Genomic DNA, 11,394 nt, shown 5'->3' on the forward strand with positions numbered 1-11,394 from the left:
GGCGGAAATGAGGATAAGAACCCTTAAAACCTCGACTGCGCAGTTCGGGGACAACTATTGCTTTCAAGGAAGCTTCCATGGCGCTTCGAGCCGGATGTTGGGCCATAGTGCCTCCTAACGCTGAGCTTAGCGGCGCCCTTGTAATGAAGGCGAAGCCGCAATGAAAAGGGCGTCCGGCGGCCATCGGCCGCGTACTACAGCGACTGGTTATATGGCATTTGGCAACGGTCGCCGCGCGTGCTTGAAAAAATAGTACGGGAGCCCCACCCAAGTGAAAATCACGATACCAATAAACCAAGCGGGCTTGCCCGATATGTCTCGCCGCTTGAGGTCACGAAGAACCAGGACGACACAGGCGAAAGTCATGCCCACCGTAAACCAACCCAAATAGGCTATCGCAGCCTCGCCGACATAGGGCTCATTCCCACTGAACTGGGGGATTAAGAAAAACTGATAAACCACCAGATAGCCCAGCATGATGGCCATACCCAGCCAGATAATTCTTTGTTCGACGATACTCATGACATATAACGCCAAACGAAGCGGCGCGTGTCACGCGTCCGCCTTCCGTGACTTGTTAGCCAAGAGTGGCGTCCTTTTGCCTATCAATAGACAGTTGCAAAATCTCTTTCAAGAGTGCGAACAAATCCCGTCCAGTGCTCGATACAAAATAATTACCAAGACTTGTAATATCTGATGATATGTTCGTGCCCCAAGGCGGTTGAGCACTGAGATCTTCCACGTCCCATACGACCTTTGAAGGCGACACCTTGTCGAGCACTGCATGAGCGTCTTGAAGCTCTTCTAGGGCTTCGGCAGCCTGCGAATGAGATAGATAGCCCTGATAAAGATGATTCATCAAACGGGGATACCGCGTTCCCCAACCGTTCGGCTCACAATGCACGCTAACTGTAGAGAAAAAGGCATGCACGAAACTTCCGGTACCAATTTCAGCGGTTATTGGCCCTACAGTGATACCTACTGCCATGTTCACTCCTAATGGCTAACGCTTGCAGCATGCGCGCCCATGGAATGGAGCCGAAGGCGCAATGTAAAGGGCGTCGCCGTGCCTGCACTGGTTAGATTTTGAAAGTGTTATGCACATGATTCTCAAGAAGAAACCGCTCAAATTCCCATTGATGGCTGAGTCGATCTTTTTTCCGCGGTTTTACCGTTGGATCAGTGTACATATAAAGGTGAAAACGACCTCCCGAGTGCTGCTGCGCGACTTCGCTAACCTCTGAATGGGTCATTAGCCAGACGTGTTCGCTGGAAAGATCGACGAAAGCGACAAGCTCAGCGGGTGAATCCTCACGCAGCCACCAGTCTAAAGCAGCCTTACCTGAGCCGCCGCCTGGTTTTGCCCTATGGTTGGTCTTCACCTGTATTGTCCGGGCATCGCCATCCTTGGGGGAGAAAGCAACAAGGTCTACGCCTGTATCTGTGCTCATTGGAGCAGACTCTATCCCACACAATAGGAGGCGGTACTGAACTAAAAGTTCACCGCATTTGCCTATTTGAGCTTTAGATAACTCCATGACAATCCTAGAAATCTAACGCTTAGCTAAGCGGCGCCCTGACAAGGGCGTCCGGTGGACGGCCGCCAGGCCGGGAACAGACTTAAGCGACTTGTTATACCTATTTGCGGAGTGACGCATGCGCTCCGACCATGATTCCCATGAAACTGAGTAGAGCAAATATACCCACCAGCAGGATAGGAAGCGGGTCAAAGTCTGGGAAAAATAACCTGTAAGTTCCAGCAATAATTGAAACCGCTAAAGCGTGTGCGTAGGGGTTGCCGTTAACCCGGACCGCAATGAGCTTGCCCACGAGAAAACCAGTCAAAGCGATTGTCACGAATAGCGCGAGATAGATGGCTGAGTAATCTGAGACGGGCAGGAACGCTGAAAAAATGTTACTGACCACAGTCAGAGATACAATTTTCATTACCAGGCCTAGGACAACAAAAGCCCCCACCGCAATGAGAATTTCTTTTACGTCGAGTCCCTTCATAGAAGCCTAATCACAAAGGTATAACGCCAGCCAGCATGCGCGGCTACGGAATGGAGGCGAAGCCGCAATGTAGTAGACGTCGCCGTGCCTGGCCTTGTTATGTGTTTAGATCCTTACAGTACAGGGCGTATTTTTCGAAATCATTCCTGCTGTAGGCGCCCTCTGCGAGAGTCAAAGGCTCACCATTGAGGAAGCGCTTGTGATGGATATATGGCTCCAACGAATCCCATGCCTTCGCAAAAGCAGGCCCCCACATTTTGGAAAAATGCTCTCGACTTATAAGCCCAGACATAGCCATATAGGACAACCGTTGCATCGCGATACTGACACGATACGCTGCATCAACGGTTTCTTTGGACCAAGCAACCTCGTGCTCTTCGCTCCCCAGCTCGCCGTTCGCATAGTCACCTGCATCACGAAGCAATGATAGGTCTGACTTGATCTTTGACATTTCATCCATTGCCCAAAGTAGCAATGTACTGTCTCGATTCTTCACTTCTTCTTTGATGGTGCGGTAAGCAAAAATTACCGACACGAGTAAGAAAAAATTGATGAAAAGCATCAGGATTGATGTGATTGCTGAAACACCAGACCAATCCAGCGGATTTAATGCTACCTGAACCGATTCCATCTAACCCCTCAACTAGAAATACACATAACGCTAAGGTAACCGGCGCCGGAGCGCAGCGGAGGGAACCAAATGCGGTACGCTTTTGGCGTCCGGTTGACCGGCTGGTTAGTGGCCGGTCACCACCAAGGTCTCCCCTGGCACCCAGCGCTGCATGCCCTCTCCCGAACAGCTTGCACCAACCAGACGGATGGCGAAAGGAACCAGAACGCAAACCGAACCAGCCCGATTACTGTTTGAACTGGACGGCCCCGCGACTGGGGCACGCCATGAATAACCATGCTGCAGGTGACTTTGGCAACCAACCCCGACAGCAACTTTTCCGGCCTTGGCCATCATCACCATAAGCGGCTTTGCAGCCAAACCAGGTGCCAAGGCCTTTGCACTGAGCTCGCCAAAAATGAAGACGGCCTGAGCCATTAACGCGAGCAATAAACGGCGCCCTGACAAGGGCGTCCGGTGGAGGCCGAAGGCCGGAACGAATTTGATTGCCTTGTTATGCAAGCATGCGTCATGCGGCCAAATTCCAGACCGATACAACCAGCATAGCCAACAAGACAAAGGCTCCGGTCATGAAGAGAGGCAGCCTCACTGGTATATAGTTTGAAGTCACATGCACGTATGCATGGGCGTACCGGCTCACGACGAAGAGCCACGCCAGAAACACTGCGAGAGATCCGGCAGCGTTGATACTGTATAGAACAAAACAGAGAACGTAGAAAAGAACCGGAATCTCAAACTGATTGGCAATGTTGTTGGAAACCTTAACAACATCGTCTGGCCACACCCGATTATCCAGGGCTGCTTGCTGGCGGTTGACCTTGCCGCTTTTCACTGCCTTGGCCTTTCTCGCACCGAGAACGATAAACATCACCAAGGTTAGGAAGACTTGTGCCAACACAGGCCAAAAAATATGACTAGAACTCATCCGTGACTCCTGATTTTTTGTGCATAACGCCGGCCATAAGGGGCGCCCTGACAAGGGCGTCCCGTGGAGGGCCATCGGCCCGGAACAGACTTAATGGCTTTGTTAATTTGCAGCTCCACGCCGACTACGACCATGTATTATTTCCTGCGGCGTGTACGCCATAAACCCCACCCGCCAACAATGAGAAGAAAAAGGTTTGCCAGCAGTGACGCTCCCCAAAACTGAATGTTAGCGGATTGCTGCTCCAACATTTCTGGCGTTGCATCCTGATAAGGAAGGGAGGCTCCAGAAAATTCCAAGAAGCTGAAAAAAGCTCCTAAAAGCCCAACCACAACGAAAATAAAGCTCCCTACTCGCATGCTATTCCTGCAATTTAACGCACAGCTTTGTGGCGATTTTGGAGCCGCGAAGCGGTGGAAAAATTGTCCGGCAACAGCGGCTGGTTATATTTCATCGAGCCACCGTCTGCAGTATTCGGTCTTGTTCTCCGTCCTCATTCTCCCACCGGAGAGAGATGAAGTACGCAGGCTGGCGAACGCTGAGAGGGATGTGGGCAAGGAGATAATAGCTATCGCCCGAAGATAATGATGGGAAAGGAATCTTATCTTCGAAGTCACCATGAACCAGTGGGTTGTGCTCGTTACCTTGCTCCAGCCCAAAGTGAATATCTTTCGCGGTGGCTTGGCCAGTATTTGTTATTACAAACTTGTGATGATCTTCCTGCTTTTCCATCCGGCAGCGAAGCATCGCTTTCTTGGCCTGCCGCTCTCGTTCTTCAATTTCAGCAATCTGTCTTTGACTCAACTCAGCGTGAACTCGCTCAAGCTCTATCAATTGTGCGTGATTCCGTCTTGATCGCACCAACGCAGTGGCAGATATGATTACTGCCACTATCGATACCAGTAAGCTGATTGTCTCGAACAAACTCAAACTATCTCCTCAAATATAACGCAGAGCTTTGCGGCAATTTGGAGCCGCGTAGCGGTGGAAAAATTGTCCGGCAACAGCGAATTGTTAGGGCTAATCACTGCTGGAGCCAACGAGTATCCAGCGTTGCCCGCTTGAGTGAACATCATAGGCAAAGTCCCAAAATACTGGATATGCAGGATGCCCCTGGCGAAATCCAAACCCTACTACCAAATCAGCTTCCTCAATATTGATGGCAGTGAGAACTTTATCTACCAAGGAAATTAACTCTTCGCGTTTTTCATCTATATTTTCCGGGCCATGGCCTATGTCCCCTTCGTAGAGAATCATATCCATTATTTCGGTTCTGGCCTCTTGCGGAGAGGATGACGCTACACCTGACACTTGCGCGTTCTTCGACACCTCTTCCTTCAGGGCTTCCTCTAAACCCGGATCAGAATCAAATGGACCATATAGGTTTAGCCAAACCTCATAGTTGATGCCATAGAGCAGTTGTTCGATTCTCTTGAACTCCGGGAGTCGAGTATCGGTGACTATTTTCATGTGACCCTAACGCGGAGCACAGCGGCGCCCTGTCAAGGGCGTCCGGCGGCCGCAGGCCGCGTACTGGTGCGAATTGTTATGTAGCCTTGGCACCCAAGCTACCCCACTTGGATAAGAAATACTTATCCGGAACAATAAAGGCAAGGAACACCGAAAAGCCACAAAATGCTGAAAAGCCTAACTTAAATGCACCGTGACGAAATACTCCAGGGTGAGCCTCTGCGACGTAAAAAACGATATTCGTATAAATTGCGAAAATCGGAAATAGGCACAAGAAAAATAGGCCAAGCCAAATCCAATATTTCCCATTCCGCTTTAGCTTCAGCTTCGTTCCACAGGCGGAGCAAGTAGTCGAACCGATCGATGCTTTGAAGTACAGGCGCCAAGTCCACACTTTCGGCGAATTGCAAATTTCGCACTTCATCTCATATGCCTACATAACGCTGAGCGCAGAGGCGCCCTGTCAAGGGCGTCCTGCGGCCTTCGGCCGCGTACTGACGCGACTGGTTAGCTGGGGGTAATTGCGAGGCCTGATCCCTGGCTAACAACATGACGGCCTACTGCGCTGCCCTGGCACCAGCAACCGCTGATGCACTTTGATGAAATCACCGCTGGTGATGCGGTGAACGAACCTGAACTTCAGACTAGCAGATCACAACCGAGTTATCGGCGGATTGCCCCACACGGCGAACATCGGAGTTGCCAAAAATGCCGATGATCGAGTTGCTGCGATCATGACGCCGCTTTGAAACCAATGGGCACACAGCCAACAAAAAACTACGCCAAACCAAACAGATAACGCTTAGCTAAGCGGCGCCCTGACTAGGGCGTCCGGTGGACGGCCGTCAGGCCGGGAACGCACTTGAGCGACTGGTTAGCTGGGGGTAACTGTGAAACCCGATACCTGGCAACCAACAAGACGGCATGCGCCACTGCCCTTGCACCGAGTTACGCCGATGCGCCGTTAATAAAACCACCGCCACTGATGCGGTGGATGAACCTGAACTTCAGGGTAGCCAGTCCGGATCCAAATTTCGGTGAACGGCCCCACAAGGCCAGCACCGACTTCTATACCAACATCGGAACCAGATTGAGCTGCCAATCTGACTGCGAATTCCGACGGCCTTGGCGAGGCACCAACCTTGCCGGTTTTGCTACTCGTTCGCGGCCAAGGCCCGATGGCACCCAGCCACCAAAAACGAACAAGGCACTACCAGCTAACGCCAGCCATCAGCGGCGCCCTGACAAGGGCGTCCGGTGGAGGGCCATCGGCCCGGAACAGACTGAATGGCCTTGTTATACACTACTCGAAACTCGTGATTGTGTAGGTTTTCCCTGGCCCATACTGGTTGTCGGGATTAAAGGTGAGCTCCAGAGTCGCACGTTGGTTTTCCTCATACTCACGGTCACCGCAGGTATCAGCGTCTACCCACACTTGGATCTCTTTTCCCTGTGAAACCAGGGTCCCATAACAGCCCGCAGCACCCTCATACATCCAAAATGACATTTCACCTGTTAGGTTGACTCGTTCACTTGGGCTTTCGGGCAAAGATACCTGATTGGAGCTGGCAGGCTGGTCAGATTCCGGCCCATTACCGTCTGAGCACCCTGCGATAAAGATGAAAACAGTGAATAGAGCAATAGTTCGAGTCATAACGTTCTCTTTGTATAACGCCAATATTCAGCGGCGGCCTTTACGTAGCGAAGCGAAGAAAAGGCCGTCCGGTGGAGGCCCACCAGGGCCGGAACGAACTGGAATGACTGGTTAAGTGTATTTTGCCACGGTGTTTTGAACATTTTCGATGGCCTTTAAAAAACTACTTGAAGCCATTCTCTCAAGCGGCTGACTCCAGGGTTCTTCGAATGATGTGTTTATAACGTACACCACCCACTCACCATTAAATGTCGTTTCATTACCATAAAACCCGAAATCGACACTTATTGGCTTGGTCTTATGCTCGAAGAACAGTAAATCCTCTCTGGGCTCTACCCCCGAAGAAAGATGAGATTTTCCCAAGGCTACCTCCAAGATCCTATCTGGATCGTGGACAGACCAAGTTTTGGTATCAACTTCAATCATGGCTTTACACTTAACGCTTAGCTAAGCGGCGCCCTGACTAGGGCGTCCGGTGGACGGCCGTCAGGCCGGGAACGAACTTGAGCGACTGGTTAGCTGGGGGTAACTGTGAAACCCGATACCTGGCAACCAACAAGACGGCATGCGCCACTGCCCTTGCACCGAGTTACGCCGATGCGCCGTTAATAAACCACCGCCACTGATGCGGTGGATGAACCTGAACTTCAGGGTAGCCAGTCCAGACCCAATTTTCGGTGAACGGCCCCACAAGGCTAGCACCGACTTCTATACCAACATCGGAACCAGATTGAGCTGCCAATCTGACTGCAAATTCCGACGGCCTTGGCGAGCCACCAACCTTGCCGGTTTTGCTACCCGTTCGCGGCCAAGGCCCAATGGCACCCAGCCACCAAAAACGAACAAGGCACTACCAGCTAACGCTTTTGTTTAGCGGCGCCCTGACAAGGGCGTCCGGTGCAGGGCCGCCAGGCCCGAAACGCACTACAACTATTTGTTAAAGGCTTTTGCAGTAAGCGCTCGGTAGCCACTACAGCACCAACAAAATTGTCTGGAAGACGCTCACAACTGTCAGGAAGCCGCCAATGAGGATTAGTCGTCTTTGAGAGAGATCGATACCCTGAATCAGAACAAAAGTTCCGATCGCGCCACTGAAAAAGCCTCCGCTGAATTGGGAGCCGCCGACCGCATAAACAATCACCAGATAAACGACTGCCAGTAAATACAGCAATACTCGCAGCGGCTTGAACTCAAAAAGCTTGTAATAGGCCTGGTCTTCAGGGGAAAGATCTTCCTTTTTCACCGAAAACTCCCTTTAGCCTTTAACGCTGAAATAAGCGGCGGCCCGACAGGGACGTCCGGTGGACGGCCGCCAGGCCGGGAACGAACTTAATTGACTGGTTAAACGATGCCCAACTCACGCCGCATCTCCCTGAAGATTTGCTCCTGAAGATCAATCAATTCTTGAGCTTCTCCTGAAGCTTCTTCTTGCATGAATTCTTGAACCTTTTGTTGCGCAGCCTCTGGCTGGGCTAAAAAGGTCGTCGCGTTCTCGTTCATCCAGCTTAGGAACGATACCGTTCTCTCCTGTACTTTTTCGAGAGCTGAGACGTAGGACTCAATCAACTTAAGCAGAGGCTCTCCGGCTTCTAGCCGCAGACCATTCATTTCGTTTTTGAACATCAGAAACTTATCTGAAATATCATTCTGGAGGCTGAGAGTCTTTTTGATGTATTCGATCGTGTTCTCGGTCGAGGGGTTCTCCAAAATCTTGAAGATTCCCTCCTGAAATCCGTCCATCAGCGCGCGCCGCTGCTCCAGCGAATAAGAATCCATAAGGGCAAAGTATTTCTTATACTGACCCAGCTTCCCTTCATAACGACGTTTCTTCTTATCCAGCTCGAAATCTAGATGGCTTTTCAGCTTGGCCAGATCTTGATCGTATTCATACTTAATAGACTGCCGAAGCCGCTCTTTGATCCAGAATGCCCCGATCACATTTATCAGTAGCGCCAACAATCCAGAAGCTGTGATCGTAGCTAGATCCATTTCTCTCCCTTACGTTTAACGCGAAGATAAGCGGCGCCCTGACAAGGGCGTCCGGTGGAGGCCGCAGGCCGGAACGTACTTAATCGACTTGTTAATTGGTAATTTCAATGTACCACTTGGGCTTGATGCGCCCGAAGTCTTGGCGAATGTTTGATCGCAGCGCTTTTTTGGAATCCAGCACCATTCCTTGGCCAGCTTCTCTGACGAACAATACCCAGTGCCAGAATGGTTTGCCGTGCTCCATTCGCCACTTGATGGCCAAAAGTGCTTTGTCGGGTAAGCGCTCCCATGACTCAAAGGGCGTCTCTTTCGGAGAGACCGATACTCCCCATTCACGCAGGAGCTTTCGAACGTACTCTGTATCCGACCAAAGCGATGTGTCAGAGGCATAAATACCCAGGGCGTTGGCCCTACCTTTGGCCTCGGCATAGCTGAGACCGGCGAGCGCAGCGGACGCCGCAATGCCGCAACCGGTTACCTCTTCTTGGACGACAACTTCCATATCATTACCAATTAACGCAGAACTTTGCGGCAATTTTGGAGCCGCGAAGCGGCGGAAAAATTGTCCGTCAACAGTGACTTGTTATGCATTAACGTACTCCACTGTTGGATCCGAGCCGGACAGCACGTTCATGCATCCATTGGTAGTGGCTATAAACCACTCCTTGATTTCAAGGGCCGTGCTAACGCTGAGGGTGTCCGGTTGCAAAGCTTCACCATTTGACCAACCACCGGACAGAATCCTAAACACATGCTGGGGAACAGTGAACTCCTGCGTCTTCCAATAATACTGAAGGTCGCCCTCGTCCAGATACCGATAGCCGCGTACCCACTGAAAATGAACCTTCAGGTCAATTCGCTGACCGCTCTCTGTAACGGTGTTGATGAAAATTGTGAGTCCATCAGCTGATTGAACAACACCCGAGATATCGCTCTCATGACGCATCTCTGAGTGCTTCGGCCCAACGCCTACAACTTCCATGTCAGCCTCCTAGATGCATAACGCTGAGCGCAGAGGCGCCCTGAACAGGGCGTCCTGCGGCCTTCGGCCGCGTACTGACGCGACTGGTTATGTGGCATCGGACAAGGGTCGCCGCCCGTGCTTGAAGAAATAGTACGGGAGACCCACCCAAGTGAAAATCACGATACCAATAAACCAAGCGGGCTTGCCCGATATGTCACGCCGCTTGAGGTCACGAAGAAGCAGGACGACACAGGCGAACGTCATGCCCACCGTAAACCAACCCAAATAGGCTATCGCAGCCTCGCCGACATAGGGCTCATTCCCACTGAACTGGGGGATTAAGAAAAACTGATAAACCACCAGATAGCCCAGCATGATGGCCATACCCAGCCAGATAATTCTTTGTTCGACGATACTCATGACATATAACGCCAAACGAAGCGGCGCGTGTCACGCGTCCGCCTTCCGTGACTTGTTAGCCAAGAGTGGCGTCCTTTTGCCTATCAATAGACAGTTTCAAAATCTCTTCCAAGAGTGCGAACAAATCCCGTCCAGTGCTTGATACAAAATAATTACCAAGGCTTGTAATGTCGGATGATATGTTCGTGCCCCAAGGCGGTTGAGCACTGCGATCTTCCACGTCCCATACGACCTTTGAAGGCGACACCTTGTCGAGCACTGCATGAGCGTCTTGAAGCTCTTCTAGGGCTTCGGCAGCCTGCGAATGAGATAGATAGCCCTGATAAAGATGATTCATCAAATGGGGATACCGCGTTCCCCAACCGTTCGGCTCACAATGCACGCTAACTGTAGAGAAAAAGGCATGCACGAAACTTGCAGCACCAATTTCAGCGGTTATTGGCCCTACAGTGATACCTACTGCCATGTTTACTCCTGATGGCTAACGCCAAAATTCAGCGGCGGCCTTTGCGTAGTGAAGCGGAGAAAAGGCCGTCCGGTGGAGGCCCGCCAGGGCCGGAACGTACTGGAATGAATTGTTAGGAGTTTAGCCCCCAATCCGCTGGCTGATCTCAGGCTCATTCATCAACTCTCTCAACAGTTCGCCATCCTGGTTGGCAACATGTCCAGAAATGACAAACTTGAACCGGAGCCCAAAGCCGCAGAGCCGGTCATTGGCTTCAATGATGCTGCGGAAATCATTCTCCCGATACACATACACGCTTGATTTATCTAGGTCGCCAATTGTTGTCCGTGGATCAATTAGCAAAAGGGCATCCGGGAGATTGGGGCTATCGCCCCAAGTCCAATGCGCTAACTTGTTCCGGTCTTTCTCATTCGTCTTACTTATAGCCAAAAGTGCTCGGAAAACTGCCAGCTCATCTGACCCATTTTCGAAAAAGGAGTCTGCGGCAGCCCTGATGGCGTCATTTTTTGCCGACTGATTACTCAGCGACAGAAAGATGTTGGTAGCCAACGCTTCATTACCACCAAACATTTCAACGAATAGTTTGAGCATGAAGCTTTCAACGTTGGCCCACGACGCAATAGCTTCGGCAGCCAACGCTGCTATTTCAGGGTGTCGAAGCAAAGGCCTATCGCCCGCATTCCCTATCACAATGCTGGCATTCGGATTCACTCTAGAAAGAGGCTGAGGCATCTTTGCTCTCCTAACGCCAGCGCACAACGGCGCCCTTGTAATGGAGGCGCAGCCGCAATGTAAAGGGCGTCCGGCGGCCATCGGCCGCGAATTGCTGCGCCTTGTTAGGCAATAGCGAAATCAGAACGAC

At 51.3% G+C, this 11,394-nt stretch carries 18 protein-coding genes; all 18 read right to left on the reverse strand.

Going from position 1 to position 11,394, the window contains the following annotated elements; all coding sequences use genetic code 11:
• Nucleotides 1-207: 207 nt before the first annotated feature.
• Nucleotides 208-522 (reverse strand): PLDc N-terminal domain-containing protein, encoded by a 315-nt coding sequence (locus tag E5Q11_RS17195; RefSeq protein WP_135804686.1) that lies wholly within the window; start codon nt 520-522, stop codon nt 208-210.
• 55 nt (nt 523-577) lie between these two features.
• Nucleotides 578-988, reverse strand: a complete 411-nt coding sequence (locus tag E5Q11_RS17200) for an immunity 70 family protein (protein ID WP_135804687.1) — start codon at nt 986-988, stop codon at nt 578-580.
• A 91-nt stretch (nt 989-1,079) separates the two neighbouring features.
• Complete coding sequence (locus E5Q11_RS17205; RefSeq protein WP_135804688.1) at nt 1,080-1,451, reverse strand: hypothetical protein; 372 nt, start codon at nt 1,449-1,451, stop codon at nt 1,080-1,082.
• Between the two features lie 187 nt (nt 1,452-1,638).
• Complete coding sequence (locus E5Q11_RS17210) at nt 1,639-2,013, reverse strand: hypothetical protein (RefSeq protein ID WP_135804689.1); 375 nt, start codon at nt 2,011-2,013, stop codon at nt 1,639-1,641.
• Between the two features lie 97 nt (nt 2,014-2,110).
• Nucleotides 2,111-2,644, reverse strand: a complete 534-nt coding sequence (locus E5Q11_RS17215) for a hypothetical protein (protein WP_135804690.1) — start codon at nt 2,642-2,644, stop codon at nt 2,111-2,113.
• A gap of 105 nt (nt 2,645-2,749) precedes the next feature.
• Nucleotides 2,750-3,145 (reverse strand): hypothetical protein, encoded by a 396-nt coding sequence (locus tag E5Q11_RS17220; protein ID WP_135804691.1) that lies wholly within the window; start codon nt 3,143-3,145, stop codon nt 2,750-2,752.
• Nucleotides 3,146-3,152: 7 nt separating this feature from the next.
• Nucleotides 3,153-3,569: an MAPEG family protein gene (locus E5Q11_RS17225; protein WP_135804692.1), complete on the reverse strand. Its 417-nt coding sequence runs from the start codon at nt 3,567-3,569 to the stop codon at nt 3,153-3,155.
• Between the two features lie 450 nt (nt 3,570-4,019).
• On the reverse strand, nt 4,020-4,499 hold the full coding sequence (locus tag E5Q11_RS17230) for a hypothetical protein (protein WP_135804693.1): 480 nt from the start codon (nt 4,497-4,499) through the stop codon (nt 4,020-4,022).
• A 90-nt stretch (nt 4,500-4,589) separates the two neighbouring features.
• Nucleotides 4,590-5,039 carry a hypothetical protein gene (locus tag E5Q11_RS17235; protein ID WP_135804694.1) on the reverse strand — a complete coding sequence of 150 codons (450 nt, stop codon included), beginning with the start codon at nt 5,037-5,039 and terminating at the stop codon, nt 4,590-4,592.
• Between the two features lie 1,303 nt (nt 5,040-6,342).
• Nucleotides 6,343-6,693: a peptidase S41 gene (locus E5Q11_RS17245; protein WP_135804695.1), complete on the reverse strand. Its 351-nt coding sequence runs from the start codon at nt 6,691-6,693 to the stop codon at nt 6,343-6,345.
• Nucleotides 6,694-6,804: 111 nt separating this feature from the next.
• Entirely contained in the window at nt 6,805-7,119 is a 315-nt protein-coding gene (locus E5Q11_RS17250; RefSeq protein WP_135804696.1) for a hypothetical protein, read from the reverse strand.
• A gap of 544 nt (nt 7,120-7,663) precedes the next feature.
• Nucleotides 7,664-7,936 (reverse strand): hypothetical protein, encoded by a 273-nt coding sequence (locus E5Q11_RS17255; RefSeq protein WP_135804697.1) that lies wholly within the window; start codon nt 7,934-7,936, stop codon nt 7,664-7,666.
• A 98-nt stretch (nt 7,937-8,034) separates the two neighbouring features.
• Complete coding sequence (locus E5Q11_RS17890) at nt 8,035-8,682, reverse strand: hypothetical protein (RefSeq protein WP_191964480.1); 648 nt, start codon at nt 8,680-8,682, stop codon at nt 8,035-8,037.
• Nucleotides 8,683-8,773: 91 nt separating this feature from the next.
• Entirely contained in the window at nt 8,774-9,184 is a 411-nt protein-coding gene (locus E5Q11_RS17265; protein WP_135804698.1) for a hypothetical protein, read from the reverse strand.
• An 81-nt stretch (nt 9,185-9,265) separates the two neighbouring features.
• A complete protein-coding gene (locus E5Q11_RS17270) occupies nt 9,266-9,664 on the reverse strand; it encodes a hypothetical protein (RefSeq protein ID WP_135804699.1) in 399 nt (132 codons plus the stop codon).
• Between the two features lie 87 nt (nt 9,665-9,751).
• A complete protein-coding gene (locus tag E5Q11_RS17275) occupies nt 9,752-10,066 on the reverse strand; it encodes a PLDc N-terminal domain-containing protein (protein WP_135804700.1) in 315 nt (104 codons plus the stop codon).
• 55 nt (nt 10,067-10,121) lie between these two features.
• Nucleotides 10,122-10,532, reverse strand: coding sequence for an Imm70 family immunity protein (locus tag E5Q11_RS17280; RefSeq protein WP_135804701.1), 411 nt, complete (start codon nt 10,530-10,532; stop codon nt 10,122-10,124).
• 120 nt (nt 10,533-10,652) lie between these two features.
• Nucleotides 10,653-11,264: a hypothetical protein gene (locus tag E5Q11_RS17285; RefSeq protein ID WP_135804702.1), complete on the reverse strand. Its 612-nt coding sequence runs from the start codon at nt 11,262-11,264 to the stop codon at nt 10,653-10,655.
• Between the last annotated feature and the right edge of the window lie 130 nt (nt 11,265-11,394).

Source organism: Marinobacter confluentis (assembly GCF_004785685.1).
In the GTDB taxonomy this organism is placed as follows: domain Bacteria; phylum Pseudomonadota; class Gammaproteobacteria; order Pseudomonadales; family Oleiphilaceae; genus Marinobacter; species Marinobacter confluentis.